Source organism: Microbaculum mangrovi, assembly GCF_051390635.1.
In the GTDB taxonomy this organism is placed as follows: Bacteria; Pseudomonadota; Alphaproteobacteria; order Rhizobiales; family Tepidamorphaceae; genus Microbaculum.
The window spans coordinates 230,187-246,582 of the sequence record NZ_JBPODT010000004.1 but is presented as its reverse complement, the minus strand read 5'-3'; the positions used below and the strand labels follow the sequence as shown (position 1 = coordinate 246,582).

The following is a 16,396-nucleotide window of genomic DNA, read 5'->3' as shown; positions in this document are numbered from 1 at the left end:
CGATGAGCACGCTCGCCCGTCCCGTCCCCGAACCGGTGAAGCAAAGACAGCGCGAGGCGTCGGACCCGCGCGGCTCGGCCTGGGTCAGCGCCAATGCCGGCGCCGGCAAGACCTATGTGCTGGCCCAGCGCGTGCTGCGCCTGCTCCTGTCCGGCGCCGATCCGGCGCGGCTGCTCTGCATCACCTACACTAAGGCCGCGGCCGCCGAGATGTCGAACCGCGTGTTCGAGTGGCTGAGCGAATGGACGACCCTGCCCGACGACGCGCTTCGCCAGAAGATCGCCGAGATCGAGGGCCGCCCGCCGAAGCCGGAGGCGCTGGCGCGCGCTCGCCGCCTGTTCGCCGCCGCCGTCGAGACCCCCGGCGGCCTCAAGATCCAGACCATCCACGCCTTCTGCGAACGGCTGTTGCAGCAGTTCCCCTTCGAGGCGAGCGTGACGGCGGGCTTCACCGTTCTGGAGGAACGCGGCAGCGCCGAGCTTCTGGCCGAGGCGCGGGCCGAGGTGCTGGTAGAGACCGGTGAGGACGGTCCGCTGACCGAGGCGATCGCCGACCTGCTGCGGCGCCTGAGCGACACCGGCTTCGACGACCTTCTGCGCGCCGTGCTCGGCCGCCGCGGCGCCTTCCTCGAGTGGCTGCGCGAGGGCGGCGATCTCGCCGCCGCGCTCGAGCGCCTGCGCGACCGTCTCGGCCTCGCCCCCGGCGACGGCGAGGCCGCCGTCATGGCCGAGATCCTGACGGGGCCGCACCTGCCGCGCTCCGAGTGGTTGTCGGTAGCCGCCGCGCTGGCGACCGGCAGCAAGGCGGTCGCCGAGCTGGGCGGCTTTCTGGCCGCGGCCGCCGGGGCCGACGCGGACGCCGATGCGCTCGACGCCTATCTGTCCGTCTTCATCGCGCCGTCCTCCGGCGAGGAGCGCAAACGGTTCCTGACCAAGCCCTTTATCGCCGAATTCCCCGATCTTGCCGACAGGCTGGAGCGCGAGAAGGCGCGTGTCGCCGGCCTGATGGACCGTCTTGCCGCCGCGCGGCTTCTGGCCGCCAACGCGTCGCTGTTCACCGTCGCCGACGCGGTGATCGGCCGCTATCAGTCGCTCAAGGCCGCGCGCGGGTTCGTCGACTTCGACGACCTCGTCGAGCGCACGGCCATGCTGCTCGGTCGCGCCGACGCGGGCTGGGTGCTGTTTAAGCTCGACGGCGGCCTCGATCACGTGCTGGTCGACGAGGCGCAGGACACGAGCCCGCGCCAGTGGGAGATCGTCGAGAAGATGGCCGGCGAGTTCTTCGCCGGCGAAGGCGCGCGCGCGGCGAACCGGACGGTCTTCGCCGTCGGCGACATCAAGCAGTCGATCTATTCGTTCCAGGGCGCCGATCCGAGCCGGTTCGACGCCATGCGGCGGCTGTTCGAGGCGCGTGCGGGCGAGGCCGGCAAGGCGTTCGGCTACGTGCCGCTACGGCTCTCCTTCCGCTCGACGCCGACCGTGCTCAGGGCCGTCGACGCGGTGTTCGAGGAGGGCCCGGCGACCGCCGGCGTGATCCTGCCGGAGGCTCCTGAACAGGTGATCCACGAGGCGATCCGCGAGAACGAACCCGGCCTGCTCGAACTCTGGGACATCGAGGAGCCGGCGGAAAGCGAGGATATCGCGCCGTGGGACGCGCCGCTCGACGCCGATCGCGCCGGAAGCCCCGAGTCGCGACTGGCCGAGCGCATCGCGCGCACGATCCGCGCCTGGCTCGACACAGAAGAACCGCTGGCGGCCACCGGCGCGCCGATCCGCCCCGGCGACGTCATGATCCTGGTCGCCCGCCGCGCGCCCTTCGCCGAGCCGATGATCCGCGCGCTGAAGAGCCAGAATATTCCCGTCGCCGGCGCCGACCGGCTGGTGCTGACCGACCATATTGCGGTGATGGACCTGATGGCCGTCGGCCGCTTCGCGCTGATGCCCGAGGACGACCTCAATCTCGCCGCCCTGCTCAAGTCGCCGCTGATCGGCCTCAGCGAGGACGAGCTGATGGCGCTGGCGATCGGCCGGCGCGGCGCGCTGTGGCGCACGCTTCAGGCGGCGGCGGCGGACGACGACCGTCTCGCCGAGATCCGCGACCGGCTGGCCGACTGGCGCGCCCGCGCCGGCTTCGAGAAGCCTTACGAGTTCTACGCCCGCATCCTCGGGCGGGATCGCGGCCGCAAGGCCTTCCACCGCCGGCTCGGCGCCGAGGCCTTCGAGGCGCTGGACGAGTTCCTGAGCCTGGCGCTCGCCTACGAGCGTGCCGAGACGCCGAGCCTCGCCGGCTTTCTCGCCTGGCTCGCCGCCGCCCCGGCCGAGGTCAAGCGCGACATGGACAAGGGCCGCGACGAGGTGCGCGTCATGACCGTGCACGGCGCCAAGGGGCTGGAGGCGCCGGTGGTGTTCCTGCCCGATACCTGCCGCGCCACGACGGGGCGCGGCGTCGGCCCGCTGTTCCGGTTCGACGACGGCCTCGGCGCGCCGCTCGTCTGGGCCCAGAGCAAGCAGGTCGACTGTGCCGCGACCCGCGCCCTGCGCGCCACCGCCGAGCGCCAGCGCGCCGAGGAGGCCAACCGTCTGCTCTACGTGGCGATGACGCGCGCCCGCGACCGCCTTTATGTCGCCGGCTTCAAGACCAACGCCAACAGGCTGCCCGACGGCGCCTGGCACGGCCTCATGTCGAACGCGCTGGCACCGATCCTCGCACCGGCCGAAACGCCCGACGGACCGGTACGTCGCTACATCGGTCCCGGCGCTCCGGCGCAGCCGCGGCCGCCCGCCGAAGCGGTGCTCGCCGCCCCCGAACTGCCGGCCTGGGTGGGGGCCGACGCGCCGCGCGAGCGCCCCGCCGTTGCTCCGCTCGCCCCCTCGCGGCTTGCCGAGCACGTCGCCTCCGGCGAGGGCGAGGCGCGGGGCCGCAAGGAGGCCATGCGGCGCGGCACGGTGTTGCATCGCCTTCTCGAGGCGCTTCCCGAGATCGCCCCGCAGGACCGGCGGACGGCGGGAGAGCGGGCCCTTGCCGTGCTCGCCCCCGACTGGCCGGAGGAAACGCGCGCCGGCTATCTCGCCGAAGTGCTGGCGATCCTCGACGATCCGGCCTTCGCGTCCGTGTTCGCTCCGGGCGCGCAGGCCGAGGTGAACATCGCCGGCCGGCAGGCGCCGGGTGGCGCGCCGCTGATCGGCCAGATCGACCGGCTCGCCGTCACCGATCACGACATCCTGATCGTCGACTACAAGACCGACCGCACGGTCCCGGAAACGCCGGACGACGTGCCGGCGGCCTATCTCGCCCAGCTTGCCGCCTATGGCGCGCTCGCCGCCCGCATCTGGCCGGACCGTCCCGTCCGCGCCGCGCTGTTGTGGACGGCGGCGCCGCGTCTCATGCCGCTTCCGCGCGATCTGCTCGAAAGGCATGGTGGCCAACCGTCGGCTTGACGCCTGTGGCTTGCCTACCTACCTTCCGCTCAACTCATCCAGACAGGCCGTGAGAGCGGCCGATTCGCGACCGCGAGGTAATGACAAATGGCCGTTTCCCATACGACTGACGCTGATTTCCAGGCAGACGTGCTCGATTCCGCCGAGCCGGTTGTGGTCGACTTCTGGGCCGAGTGGTGCGGGCCCTGCAAGCAGATCGCGCCGATGCTCGACGAGATCGACGCGGAAATGGCCGGGAAGGCGAAGATCGTGAAGGTCAATGTCGACGAGAACCCCGGCATTTCGGCCAATTACGGCATTCGCGCGATTCCCACCCTGATGCTGTTCAAGGGCGGCCAGCCCGTCGGCACCCAGGTCGGCGTGCAGCCGAAGAGCCGGCTGGTGTCGTGGATCTCCGAATCGCTCTGATTCGGCTCCGAAACGGATCTATACGGACGGCGGCGCCCCTCGGCGCCGCCGTTTTCGTGTGCGCCTGACCGTTCGGCCCGGCGCCTGTGTTCCGCGCGGGGCCCCTGTTCCTCTTGCGCCAATGTGATTTGCACTGGCGTCGAAATTGCCTCGCACGGGCCGTGCTAAGGAGAGGGTGCGGACCCAGGCAGAGGCGGACAAGACCGGACGGCGTTTGCCGGACCCATGCGATTTCGGCCGCATCGCCGCGCCTTCATCCTTCACAGGTCATGCCCGGGCCTGACCCGGGCATCGCGTGCCATACGCCCGGGATTGCCGGGGCAGGCCCGGCCATGACGCAAGACGTGGTGCGGACGCGAGCCGGCAATGGCCTTGCGGCGGCGGGGGCGCCCTATTGCGGGACGGTTTCCTGGATTTTCAGGACATGGCCGGCGAGATAGAGCGAGCCGCAGATCAGGATGCGGGCGTTCTCGCCGCGCGGCAGGCTCTGCAGCGCCTCCTCGACGCTCGCCGCGATCCGTGCCGTCAGGCCGGCGCGCGCGGCGTCCGCGGCGAGATCGGAGGGATCGAACGACGCCTCCACGTCGGGGATCGGCACGGTGATCACTTCGCGCGCCAGCCCCTCGAAGGGATGGAAGAAGCCGGACGCGTCCTTCGACGTCAGCATGCCGGCGATCAGGTAGAGCGGACGCGGATTGCGGTCCTCCAGCTCGGCGAGCGCGGCGCCCAGCACTTCGCCGGCGGCCGGATTGTGGCCGCCATCCAGCCAGATCTCGGCGCCGGGCGGGGCCGCCTCGACGATCGGCCCGTGCGTGAGCGGCTGCAGCCGTGCTGGCCATTCGACGGTTTGCATCCCGGTGGCGACGGCCCGTTCGTCGACCGTGGTCGGCAGGTAGGGCAGCGTCGCGATCGCCGTGCCGGCGTTCTCGAACTGGTGGCGGCCGACGAGCCGCGGCAGCGGCAGGTCCATCAGCCCGCGCTCGTCCTGATACACGAGCCGGCCGCGCTCCTCGCCCGCGTGCCAGTCCTGGCCGGAGATCGACAGCGGTGCGCGCATCCTGGCGGCGACGCGCTCGATCACCGCCTCGACCGCACGCGGCTGGGCGGAGACGACGCAGGGCACGCCCTGCTTGATGATGCCGGCCTTCTCCGCGGCGATCAGCTCGATCGTGTCACCGAGATAGGCGGCGTGGTCCATCGAGATCGGCGTAATGACGGTCGCGACCGGGTTGTCGACCACGTTGGTCGCGTCCAGCCGGCCGCCGAGCCCCACTTCCAGCAGCAGTAGGTCGGCGGGATGGCGCGAGAAGATCAGGAACGCCGCCGCCGTGGTGATCTCGAAGATGGTGATCGGCTCGCCGCCGTTCGCCGTCTCGCATTCCTCCAGCGCGGCGGCCAGTTCGGCTTCCGGCACGTAGGTGCTGCCGCTCGCCGGATCGGCGAGCCGGACGCGCTCGTGGAAGCGGACCAGGTGCGGCGAGGTGTAGACGTGGACGCCGTGGCCCGCCGCCTCGTGCATGGCGCGCAGGTAGGCCGCGGTCGAGCCCTTGCCGTTGGTGCCGGCGATATGGACGACGGGCGGCAGCTTCAGGTGCGGATTCCCGAGGCGGCCCAGAATTCGGTACATCCTGTCGAGCGACAGGTCGATCTTGCGCGGATGCAGCTCGGAGAGCCGCTCTAGGATTGCGTCGGACTTGAACATCTCGAACTCTTCAAGATCCCGATCCCGGGTCCGGGAGCGATGCGGGCCTGTAGATGCGGGCCTATATAGGATTGATTCCTGGCACCGTCAGGGGCGTCAGTCGGCGGCTTCCGCCAGCGGCGGCGGCAGCGCGGCCGCCTCGGCATCCGGCACCCCGGTGACCGGGGCCGCCTCGCCCAGCGACGGCGCCTTCATGAGTATCCGGCACACGCGGCTCAGCGTCGCGCGCAGGTCGTGGCGATGCACCACCATGTCGACCATGCCGTGCTTCAGCAGGTACTCGCTGCGCTGGAACCCCGCCGGCAGCTTCTCGCGGATCGTCTGCTCGATGACGCGCGGCCCGGCGAAGCCGATCAGCGCGCCCGGTTCGGCGATATGGATGTCGCCGATCATGGCGTAGGAGGCGGTGACGCCGCCGGTGGTCGGGTGGGTCAGCACGACGATATAGGGTAGCCCCGCCTCGCGCAGCTTCTCCGCCGCGACCGTGGCGCGCGGCATCTGCATCAGCGACAGGATGCCTTCCTGCATGCGCGCGCCGCCGGAGGCCGCGAACAGGATGAACGGCGTCTGCCGCTCCGCCGCCGTCTCGAAGCCGGTGATGACCGCCTCGCCGGCCGCCATGCCCAGCGAGCCGCCCATGAACTCGAAATCCTGCACCCCGGCGGTCACCGGAAGCGCGTCCAGCGTGCCGTAGGCGATCCGCACCGCGTCGCGTTCGCCGGTCTTGGCGCGGGCATCCCGGATGCGGTCGGAATAGCGCCGCTCGTCGCGGAACTTCAGCGGATCGGGCGCCACGTCCGGCGTCTCGATGCGCACGTACTCGCCGTTGTCGAACAGGTGCTTGAGGCGCTGTTCGGCCGGCATGCGCATGTGATGGCCGGAGCCGGGGATGACGTAGAGATTGGATTCCAGGTCGCGGTGGAACACCATCTCGCCCGTTTCCGGGCACTGCACCCACAGGTTATCCGGCGTTTCCTTCTTCTCGAGGAAACTGCGGATCTTGGGGCGGACGAAATTGTTGATCCAGTTCACGGGAGCCTCTCTCGCGGCCGCTTCAAGCCTGGCCGCTAAACCCGTTTAACACATGCTGTTTCGGCGGTGATTTCACCCCGGGGGCAAAATCACCCGGTGAAATCACCCGGTGACATCACTCCGCGGCGACGGGGCGGCCCGCACGCACGCCCTCGGCGAGCCGGGTAACCAGCTCCGCGACCGCCGGTACGGTCGCATTGGTAGCATGGCCGTCGGCATTGAGCGAGCCTTTGACCGTCTCGATCAGGGCCGACCCGACCACCACAGCGTCGGCGCCCGCCGAGATCGCGGCGGCCTGTTCCGGCGTCTTGACCCCGAAGCCGACCGCGACCGGCAGGTCGGTGTGGCGCTTGATGCGGCCAACCGCGGACGATACCGCGGCCGCATCCGGCGCCCGGGTGCCGGTGATGCCGGTGATCGAGACGTAGTAGACGAAGCCGGAGGTATTGCTGAGCACCTTCGGCAGACGCTTGTCGTCGGTCGTCGGCGTGGCCAGCCGGATGAAGTTGATGCCGCGCTCGATCGCCGGGATGCACAGCTCGTCGTCGGCTTCCGGCGGCAGGTCGACGATGATCAGCCCGTCGACGCCGGCCTCCCTGGCATCGTCCAGGAAGGTCTCGTTGCCGTACGAATAGATCGGGTTGTAGTAGCCCATCAGCACGATCGGCGTATCGGCGTCGGTCTCGCGGAAGGCGCTGACCATGGCGAGCGTCTTCTTTAGAGTCTGCCCGCCTTCGAGCGCGCGCCGGCCGGCGGCCTGGATCGCCGGGCCGTCTGCCATCGGATCGGAGAACGGCATGCCGATCTCGATCAGGTCTGCGCCGGCGGCCGGCAGTGCCTTCACGATCTCCAGCGAGGTCTCGTAATCGGGATCGCCGGCCATCACGAAGGTGACGAACCCGGCGCGGCCCTCGGCCTGCAGGGCGGCGAAACGGTGGTCGATGCGGGATGTGGTCATTGTGCGCGTCACTTCGAATCCAGTTTCGGGTGGCCGAACCAGTTGTCGTCGAGCTTCGGCCGCTGGTTCCCATGCGTGGGAAAGCCGCCGCTCGCTTTCAGCAGTCCGGCAAGGTGCATCAGGTTCCACGTCATGATGATGGTGTTGCGACGGGTGAAGGCGTTGTCGAAGCCGGCTCCGTCGTCGCCATAGGAGGGGCCGGGTCCGGCTTCGCCGATCCAGCCGCAGTCCGCCTGGGGCGGGATCGAGAAGCCGATGTGCTGCAGCGCGTAGAGCACCGTCATCGACACGTGCTTGATGCCGTCTTCGTTGCCGGTGACGATGGCGCCGCCGGTCTTGCCGTAGAAGATGCTCTGGCCGGCATCGTTGAGCTGGCCGGAATGGGCATAGAGCCGCTCGATCACCGTGCGGCACAACGACGATTCCTCGCCGAGCCAGATCGGCGTTCCCAGGACCACGATGTCGGCCGCGGCGACCTTTGGCCAGAACATCTCGGGCCACGCGTCTTGGTCCGCGCCGTGCTCGCGCATGTCCGGATAGATCCCGAACGCGACGTCGTGATCGGCGACCCTGAGGAAATCCACCTCGACGCCGGCGGACTCCATGATCGCCACCGCGTTGCGCATCAGCCGCTCGGTGTGTGAGGGTTCGGGCGACCGCTTCAGCGTGCAGTTGATGAACACCGCGCGCAGGCCGGTATAGTCCGAACGTGACGAGGGCGCGGTCGTCATCGCGTCTCCGGCAGGTCCGATCGGGTATGCCGGTTGCTCACAGCTCGTACCCCATGATCTTGCCGACGGTGAAGACGTCCTTGTCGCCGCGGCCGCACATGTTCATGCAGATGATCTTGTCCTGCGCCATCGTCGGGGCGATCTTCAGCACCTGCGCCAGCGCGTGCGAGGGCTCCAGCGCCGGGATGATGCCTTCGAGCCGGGTGCAGACCTGGAAGGCGTCGAGCGCCTCCGTGTCGGTGATCGGCACGTAGGTGACGCGGCCGGAATCGTGCAGCCAGGAATGCTCCGGGCCGACGCCGGGATAGTCGAGGCCGGCGGAGATCGAGTGGCCTTCCAGGATCTGGCCGTCGTCGTCCTGCAGCAGGTAGGTCCGATTGCCGTGCAGGACGCCCGGCCGCCCGGCGTTCAGCGAGGCGCAGTGCTCCTCGCCCTCCAGGCCGTGGCCGCCCGCCTCGACGCCATAGATCTCGACATCGGTATCGTCGAGGAAGGGATGGAACAGGCCGATGGCGTTGGAGCCGCCGCCGACGGCGGCCACCAGCACGTCGGGCAGCCGGCCCTCGGCCGCCATCATCTGCTCGCGCACCTCCTTGCCGATCACCGACTGGAAGTCGCGCACCAGCTCGGGGTAGGGGTGCGGGCCGGCGGCGGTGCCGATGATGTAGTAGGTGCTTTCGACGTTGGTCACCCAGTCGCGCAGCGCCTCGTTCATGGCGTCCTTCAGCGTGCCCGCGCCCGACGTCACCGGGTGCACCTCGGCGCCCAGCAGCTTCATGCGGAACACGTTCGGCTTCTGCCGCTCGACGTCGGTGGCGCCCATGTAGACGTGGCAGGGATAGCCGAACCGGGCGGCGACGGTGGCCGCTGCCACGCCGTGCTGGCCGGCGCCGGTCTCGGCGATGATCCGGGTCTTGCCCATGCGGCGGGCGAGCAGGATCTGGCCCAGGCAGTTGTTGATCTTGTGGCTGCCGGTGTGGTTCAGCTCGTCGCGCTTAAAGTAGATCTTGGCGCCGCCCTTGCCGCCCGCGGCGGCGGCAGCCTCGCGACAGTGCTCGGTCAGCCGCTCGGCGAAATACAGCGCGCTCGGCCGCCCGGTGTAGTGGGTGTTCAGATGGGTGAGCTCGGCCTGGAATTCCGGATCCGCCTTGGCCTCGTTCCAGGCGGTCTCCAGATCGAGGATCAGCGGCATCAGCGTCTCGGCGACGAAGCGTCCGCCGAACAGGCCGAAATGGCCGCGCTCGTCCGGTCCGGCACGATAGGTGTTGGGCGGGGCGACGGTCACGACGGTATCCTTTCCATTGAGCGATCGCGTGCGGCTTCGGCGGCGCGCACGGCCTTGACGAAACGGGCGATCGCGGACGGGTCCTTGACGCCGGGAGCGGTCTCGACGCCCGAAGAGACGTCGACCGCGTCGGGCCGGGCGATGCGGATCGCCTCGCCGACGACATCCGGATCCAGCCCTCCCGACAGCATGAACGGGACCGGCAGGTCAAGGCCGGCGAGCAGCTGCCAGTCGAAGCTCAGGCCGAGGCCGCCGGGCCGCGTCGCGTCCGCCGGCGCCTTGGCGTCGAAGAGAATCCGGTCGGCGACCGCGAGATAGGCCTCCGCCGCGCCGAGGTCGCGGGCTTCGCGGACCGGGATCATCTTCATCACCGGCACCGTGTAGCGGCGCTTTAGCGCCGCGATCCGCTCCGGGCTCTCCTGGCCGTGCAGCTGCAGCATGTCCGGCCCGAACGTGTCGAAGATGTCGTCGAAGGCCTGATCGTCGGCGTCCACGGTGAGCGCGACCACGGTGGCGCGGCCGCGCAGGGGCGCGGCCAGCGCGGCGGCGCGCGCGGCGCTCAGATGCCGCGGGCTCGGCGGAAAGAAGACGAAACCGGCGTACTCGGCGCCCGCGTTGCGCACCGCCGCGACGGCCGTTTCATCCGTCAGTCCGCAGATTTTGACGTCCACATGCACGTGCCGAAAACCCTGTCTGTCCGTGGCGGCGATAGGTGCCATGAAATTGCGGCGAAAGTCCATGTCGCTTGCGACCGGACCTGTTGTGATTGCGTTGTCTGTGAAACCCCGAAGGGTCGGTAGAAGTCCCGAGGGGCGGTGACCCCCGCGCGGGGTCCGGGTCAGGCGCTGCGCTTCAGCGCGGGCAGGCGCGGCGCTCCCGAGGCGTCTGCCTGTGTGCGGGCGGCCTCCGTGCGGGCGGCCTCGTCGGCGCGGTTGCGCCATCGCGCCGCCTCCTCGCGCGACAGGCGCGCGCGCTGGCGCCACTTGCCCTGGCTCATCCAGGCCGCCACGCCACCGACGACGACGCCGATGAACAGGGTGCCGAGAACGATCAGGAACAGGGGCAGCGACAGCGACAATGCTGGCTCGGCGCCGCCGAAGGGATCCAGCGATATCGTCACCGAATGGCGATTGGCGACGGAGAAGACGACGATCACGACCGCCAGCGGCACAATGACGAGGACCTGGATGATGCGGCGGAGCATGGGGCGTTCGCTACTGGTGTCGTGCCGTTACGATTTTTCGGTGTTGAGCCGCTCGCGCATTTCCTTGCCGGTCTTGAAGAACGGCACGAACTTCTGCTCGACGGCGACCTTGGCGCCGGTGCGCGGGTTGCGGCCGGTGCGTGCGGGCCGGTTCTTGACCGAGAAGGCGCCGAAGCCGCGCAACTCGACGCGGTCGCCGCGCGCGAGCGCCTGGGTGATCTCTTCGAGGATCGTGTTCACGATCAATTCGACATGGCGCTGATAGAGGTGCGGATTGGCCTGGGCAATCCGTTGCACCAGTTCCGACTTGATCATGATAGCCCCCTGAACTCTTTATTTTTCAAGGTCTTGAGGTTGCCAGAGCGATACCAGCCCGTCAAGGCTGGCGCCGCTCGCCCGGGCGCCCCGATCGATCAGCGTGGCGAGCGTGTCCCAGCCCGCCGCCCGCGCCAGCGCGGAGGCGGTATCGGCGAAGCCAACGCCGCCGAGACCGTCGTCGGTCGTCCAGTTGCGGATCTTGAGCCCGCGGCTGACATTGTGCTCGGAGGCCAGCCAGTCGCGGGCGGCTTCCTCGCCGCCGATCGCGTCGATCAGGTTGAGCTTCAGCGCCTGGCCGCCCGAATAGATGCGTCCGTCGGAAATGCGCCGTGCCTCGGCGGGATCGAGGTTGCGGCGGTCGGCGACGATGCCGACGAACCAGTCGTAGGAATCCATCACCAGCGACCGCACGGCCGCCTTGGCCTCATCGCTGGTCGGCTCGAACGGGTTCGGCTCGGCCTTCAGCGCGCCGCTCTTGACGGTGTCGACGCTGACGCCGATGTCGCCGAGCAGCTTGGAGACGTCCGCCCACTGGAACAGGACGCCGATCGAGCCGGTGATCGAGGTGCGGCGGGCGACGATATGATCGGCGGCGATCGCCGCGGCATATCCGCCCGAGGCCGCCACGGTGCCGATCTGCGCGACGACGGGCTTTTTCTCTGCGACCCTGCGGATCGCCTCGAACAGCGCCTCGGAGCCGGCGGTGGTGCCGCCGGGGCTGTCGATCATCAGGATGAGGGCCTTGGCCGATCGCGTCTTGGCGATCTTGTCCAGCATTTCCTGGCGATCGCGGTCTTCGACGATGATGCCGGTAAGCGCCACCCGGGCGACATGGGCCTGGCGCGGTGCGAACGGGCTTTCGGGCATGAGGGCTGCCGCGGCGCCAAGGATGGCGATGGCGGCTAGGAGGAAGGCGGCGACGCGCCAGAAGGACAGCTTGCGCCGCAAACGGCGGCGGTCGACGATCTGATCGGCGTCAAGCGGCATCGCCTCGCGGCCTCCTGTGCCCGACCGCGGCGCGAACGCCGCGGTCGGGCCTGACTGGTCTTACTTCTCGTCTTTTTCGGCGGTCGGTTCCTCGGCCGCGTCTTCGGCCTCGGCCTCGACCTTCTTGTCGTCCGCCGGCTCCTCGGCCTCGCCAGCCTGGGCACGGCTCAGCGCCGCGCCGAGGATGTCGCCGAGCGAAGCACCCGAGTCGGTCGAACCGTACTGGGCGACCGCCTCCTTCTCCTCGGCGATCTCCAGCGCCTTGATCGACACCGAGACCTTGCGGGTCTTGCGGTCGAACTGGGTGACGCGGGCGTCCACCTTCTCGCCGACGGCGAAGCGCTCGGGCCGCTGCTCGGAGCGGTCGCGGGCCAGGTCCGACCGGCGGATGAAGGCCGTCAGGTCGGTGCCGGCGATCTTCACTTCCAGGCCGTTGTCCTTGACGTCGGTGATCTCGCAGGTGACCACGCCGCCCTTGCGCAGTTCGGACGCCTCGGCGGTCGCGAACGGATCGCCTTCGAGCTGCTTGATGCCGAGCGAGATGCGCTCCTTGTCGACGTCGATGTCGAGAACCTGCGCCTTGACCACGTCACCGCGATTGAACTCTTCGATGACCTGCTCGCCGGGCCGGTTCCAGTCGAGGTCGGAGAGATGGACCATGCCGTCCACGTCGCCTTCCAGGCCGATGAACAGGCCGAACTCGGTCTTGTTCTTGACCTCGCCCTCGATGACGGAGCCGATCGGGAACCGCTCGGCGAAGCTGTCCCACGGATTGTCCATGCACTGCTTGAGACCGAGCGAGATGCGCCGCTTGACCGGATCGACCTCGAGCACCTGCACCTCGACCTCCTGGGAGGTGGAGACGATCTTGCCCGGATGGACGTTCTTCTTGGTCCAGCTCATCTCGGAGACGTGGATGAGGCCCTCGACCCCCGGCTCCAGCTCCACGAAGGCGCCGTAGTCGGTGATGTTGGTGACGCGGCCCTTGAAGCGCACGTCGACCGGGTACTTGGCTTCCACGCCCTCCCACGGATCGGCTTCCAGCTGCTTCATGCCGAGGCTGATGCGCTGGGTCTCGTGGTTGATCTTGATGATCCGCACCTTGACGGTCTGGCCCACGGCCAGGACCTCGGTGGGATGGTTGATGCGCCGCCAGGCGATGTCGGTGACGTGCAGCAGGCCGTCGATGCCGCCGAGGTCCACGAACGCGCCATAGTCGGTGATGTTCTTGACGACGCCCTCGATGACCTGACCTTCCTCGAGGCTCTGCACCAGCTCCGAACGCTGCTCGGCCCGGGTCTCTTCCAGCACGGTGCGCCGCGAGACGACGATGTTGCCGCGGCGGCGGTCCATCTTCAGGATCTGGAACGGCTGCGGCGTGTTCATCAGCGGGCCGACGTCGCGCACCGGGCGGATGTCGACCTGGCTGCGCGGCAGGAAGGCCACGGCGCCGTCGAGATCGACGGTGAAGCCGCCCTTGACCGAGTTGAAGATGATGCCCTCGACCTTCTCGTTCGCCGCGAACGCCTTCTCGAGCTTCTCCCAGCTCTCCTCGCGCCGCGCCTTGTCGCGGCTGATCACCGCCTCGCCGAGCGCGTTCTCGACGCGCTCGAGATAGACCTCGACCTCGTCGCCGACCCCGATGGTCGGCTCGCGGCCCTGCAGGCCGAACTCGCGCAACGCCACGCGGCCTTCGGTCTTCAGGCCGACGTCGATGACGGCCATGTCCTTCTCGATGGCGACGACGGTTCCCTTGACGACGGAACCTTCTTCGAGGGTGTTCTGGGTAAAGCTCTCTTCAAGGAGAGCGGCGAAATCTTCGCGGGTGGGGGTTTTTTCCATACTGGCTGTGGCCACGGTGTTTTTCCTGTTCCTGTTCGCGCGACCACCGACCGTACCGGTTGAAGCACGACAAATGTTTCGGGCGCCCCGCCGATCCGCCCGCTGCGCCTTTGGCGCGTCGGACCGGATTCACGGCAGAGCGATGAACCTGTCTTCCGGGGGTGCGGGCGAACCGATATCCGGAGCAGCCGTAAACAAACCGCTACGCCGGAAACGCGTTCAGAGGGCGCGTTCGCTCACGCACCCTCATATTGCCGCTCACGAACCGCTTATCAAGTCCACAGCCGCCCGGAACGCGGCTTCTATATCCAAGTCGGTGGTATCGAGCAAGTGCGCGTCGTCGGCGGGCCGCAGCGGCGCCACCGCGCGGGAGGTGTCCCGGGCGTCCCGACGGCGGATGTCGTCGAGCACCTGCTCGTAGGAAATTTCCGCGCCGTTGCCGGCCAGTTCCCTCCAGCGGCGCTCGGCGCGCGCTTCCGGCGCGGCGGTGACGAAGATCTTCGCGTCGGCGTTCGGACAGACGACCGAGCCGATGTCGCGGCCGTCGAGCACGGCGCCGGGCGGCCGGTTCGCGAAGTCGCGCTGAAACGCCAGGATCTCGGCGCGCACCGCCGGATCGGCGGCGACGATGGAGGCCGCCTCGCCCATGCCGGGTTCGCGCAGGGATGCCGCGTCCCTGAGCTGGGCGGCATCGAGCGCCCTGGCCGCGGCAAGCCGCGCGGCGGGGTCGGCAACGTCCGCGCCGGCGTCGATGACGGCCCGCGCCACCGCCCGGTAGAGCATGCCGGTATCGAGATGGCGCAGGCCGTAACGGACCGCGAGCCGCCGGGCAAGCGTGCCCTTGCCCGAGGCGGCGGGGCCGTCGATGGCGATGATCACGCGCCCGGCTCCCCGGCAGGGGCTGTATCGGGCCAATCCGAAACAGGGCCGAGATCGGCGCCCAGGCCCCGCATCAGCGGCACGAAATCGGGAAAGCTGGTTGCGATCATGGCGCCGTCGTCGACCAGCACCGGCGTTTCGCTGGCCAGCCCCATGACGAGGAACGACATGGCGATGCGATGGTCCATGTGGGTCTCGACGGTGCCGCCGCCCGCGACCCTGCCGGACCCGCCCACGACGATCAGGTCGTCGCCGTCGACGCGCACGTCGACGCCGTTGACGGCCAGTCCGGCGGCGACGGCGGCGAGGCGGTCGGATTCCTTGACCTTGAGCTCCGACAGGCCGCGCATGACCGTGGTGCCCTGCGCGAAGGCGGCCGCGACGGCGAGCGCCGGATATTCGTCGATCATCGAGGGCGCGCGCTCCGCCGGCACCTCGACGCCCTTGAGCGGCCCCGCCTCGACCGTCACGTCGGCGACCGGCTCGCCTCCGTCCTCGCGTTCGTTGGCGAGCGTCAGCTTCGCGCCCATCTCCTGAAGCGTGGTGATCAGGCCGGCGCGCGACGGGTTGACCATCACGCCGCCGATGGTGACGCGCGAGCCCGGCACGATCAGGCCGGCAACCAGCGGGAAGGCGGCGGAGGAGGGGTCGCCCGGCACTGTGACCGCCTGGCCCGCAAGCCGCGGCCGGCCGTGAAGCACGATGCGCCGTGCTCCGTCGGGGTCCTGGCTGATATCCAGTCTGGCGCCGAAATGGACGAGCATGCGTTCGGTGTGGTCGCGGGTCGGTTCCGGCTCGATCACCGTGGTGAGGCCCGGTGAATTGAGGCCCGCGAGCAGCACCGCGGACTTCACCTGGGCGGAGGGGACCGGCAGCCGGTATTCGATCGGGATCGGGTCGCGCGTGCCCCGCAGCGTCAGCGGCAGGCGGTCATCGGCCGAATCGCATACGCGCGCGCCCATCAGGTCGAGCGGCGCCAGCACCCGTCCCATCGGCCGCTTCCTCAGCGAGGCGTCGCCGTCGAAGCGCACCGCGATACCGTGGCCGGCGACGATGCCGAGCACCAGCCGCGCGCCGGTGCCGGAATTGCCGAAATCGAGCGTTTCCGACGGTTCGGTCAGCGCGCCGACGCCGACGCCGTCGACGGTCCAGATGGCCTCTCCTGCACTGTCCACATGGCGCTCCACACGGGCGCCGAACGCGCGCATGGCGTCCGCCGTGGCGATCACGTCGTGTCCTTCGAGCAGTCCGCGTATCGTGGTGCGGCCTTCCGCCAGAGCCCCGAAAAGCAGGGCGCGGTGGGAGATCGACTTGTCGCCGGGCAACCTGACGGTCCCGGTCAGCGGCCCCGAGGCACGAGCGCCAAGACGTGGGTCGGCGGTAACGTCGGCGGTATCTGGGGAGGCAGGTTCGGTGGTCATCTGCAACGGCTTTTCGACGGGCTTTCGCGGCTGCGGCTGCGGCGGGCGACCGCCGGCTCGCCGGCCTCCTAGCACAGGGCCGGACCGCCGTCATCCCGGCCGGCCGGATTTGGGGGGTGGACAAGAGGCCGGATTTGCCTTTGACAGGGTTCCGGCTTTCCGTCTATGGGAGGCGCCGTTTCAGCGGTCGGG

The 16,396-nt window shown here is 69.3% G+C and carries 14 protein-coding genes; 2 read left to right on the top strand and 12 right to left on the bottom strand.

Annotation, left to right across the window (positions count from 1 at the left end; genetic code table 11):
• Positions 1–2: 2 nt before the first annotated feature.
• Positions 3–3,437 (top strand): double-strand break repair helicase AddA, encoded by a 3,435-nt coding sequence (gene addA / locus ACSF9G_RS17965; protein ID WP_436643492.1) that lies wholly within the window; start codon positions 3–5, stop codon positions 3,435–3,437.
• 87 nt (positions 3,438–3,524) lie between these two features.
• Entirely contained in the window at positions 3,525–3,845 is a 321-nt protein-coding gene (trxA, locus tag ACSF9G_RS17960; RefSeq protein ID WP_261615559.1) for a thioredoxin, read from the top strand.
• Positions 3,846–4,236: 391 nt separating this feature from the next.
• Here trxA and ACSF9G_RS17955 read toward each other — a convergent pair whose 3' ends face one another.
• The 12 genes from ACSF9G_RS17955 to aroA all read right to left on the bottom strand — a co-directional run bounded on the left by ACSF9G_RS17955 (position 4,237) and on the right by aroA (position 16,204).
• The gene (locus ACSF9G_RS17955; RefSeq protein WP_436643491.1) at positions 4,237–5,547 is read right to left on the bottom strand and encodes a bifunctional folylpolyglutamate synthase/dihydrofolate synthase; all 1,311 of its coding nucleotides are present in this window, start codon (positions 5,545–5,547) and stop codon (positions 4,237–4,239) included.
• 96 nt (positions 5,548–5,643) lie between these two features.
• On the bottom strand, positions 5,644–6,579 hold the full coding sequence (accD, locus tag ACSF9G_RS17950) for an acetyl-CoA carboxylase, carboxyltransferase subunit beta (protein WP_436643490.1): 936 nt from the start codon (positions 6,577–6,579) through the stop codon (positions 5,644–5,646).
• Positions 6,580–6,694: 115 nt separating this feature from the next.
• Positions 6,695–7,537, bottom strand: coding sequence for a tryptophan synthase subunit alpha (gene trpA / locus ACSF9G_RS17945; RefSeq protein WP_436643489.1), 843 nt, complete (start codon positions 7,535–7,537; stop codon positions 6,695–6,697).
• A gap of 8 nt (positions 7,538–7,545) precedes the next feature.
• Positions 7,546–8,268, bottom strand: a complete 723-nt coding sequence (locus ACSF9G_RS17940) for a flavodoxin family protein (RefSeq protein ID WP_436643488.1) — start codon at positions 8,266–8,268, stop codon at positions 7,546–7,548.
• Between the two features lie 37 nt (positions 8,269–8,305).
• Complete coding sequence (trpB, locus tag ACSF9G_RS17935; protein ID WP_436643487.1) at positions 8,306–9,553, bottom strand: tryptophan synthase subunit beta; 1,248 nt, start codon at positions 9,551–9,553, stop codon at positions 8,306–8,308.
• Positions 9,550–10,272 (bottom strand): phosphoribosylanthranilate isomerase, encoded by a 723-nt coding sequence (locus ACSF9G_RS17930; RefSeq protein ID WP_436644031.1) that lies wholly within the window; start codon positions 10,270–10,272, stop codon positions 9,550–9,552. Before ACSF9G_RS17930 ends, trpB begins: the two co-directional genes overlap by 4 nt.
• Before the next feature lie 119 nt (positions 10,273–10,391).
• A complete protein-coding gene (locus tag ACSF9G_RS17925) occupies positions 10,392–10,757 on the bottom strand; it encodes a lipopolysaccharide assembly protein LapA domain-containing protein (protein ID WP_436643486.1) in 366 nt (121 codons plus the stop codon).
• 27 nt (positions 10,758–10,784) lie between these two features.
• Entirely contained in the window at positions 10,785–11,072 is a 288-nt protein-coding gene (ihfB, locus tag ACSF9G_RS17920; RefSeq protein WP_261616867.1) for an integration host factor subunit beta, read from the bottom strand.
• An 18-nt stretch (positions 11,073–11,090) separates the two neighbouring features.
• On the bottom strand, positions 11,091–12,062 hold the full coding sequence (sppA, locus tag ACSF9G_RS17915) for a signal peptide peptidase SppA (RefSeq protein ID WP_436643485.1): 972 nt from the start codon (positions 12,060–12,062) through the stop codon (positions 11,091–11,093).
• 60 nt (positions 12,063–12,122) lie between these two features.
• The gene (rpsA, locus tag ACSF9G_RS17910; RefSeq protein WP_436644030.1) at positions 12,123–13,979 is read right to left on the bottom strand and encodes a 30S ribosomal protein S1; all 1,857 of its coding nucleotides are present in this window, start codon (positions 13,977–13,979) and stop codon (positions 12,123–12,125) included.
• A 183-nt stretch (positions 13,980–14,162) separates the two neighbouring features.
• Positions 14,163–14,783 (bottom strand): (d)CMP kinase, encoded by a 621-nt coding sequence (gene cmk / locus ACSF9G_RS17905; RefSeq protein WP_436643484.1) that lies wholly within the window; start codon positions 14,781–14,783, stop codon positions 14,163–14,165.
• Positions 14,780–16,204: a 3-phosphoshikimate 1-carboxyvinyltransferase gene (gene aroA / locus ACSF9G_RS17900; protein WP_436643483.1), complete on the bottom strand. Its 1,425-nt coding sequence runs from the start codon at positions 16,202–16,204 to the stop codon at positions 14,780–14,782. Before aroA ends, cmk begins: the two co-directional genes overlap by 4 nt.
• Positions 16,205–16,396 lie beyond the last annotated feature (192 nt).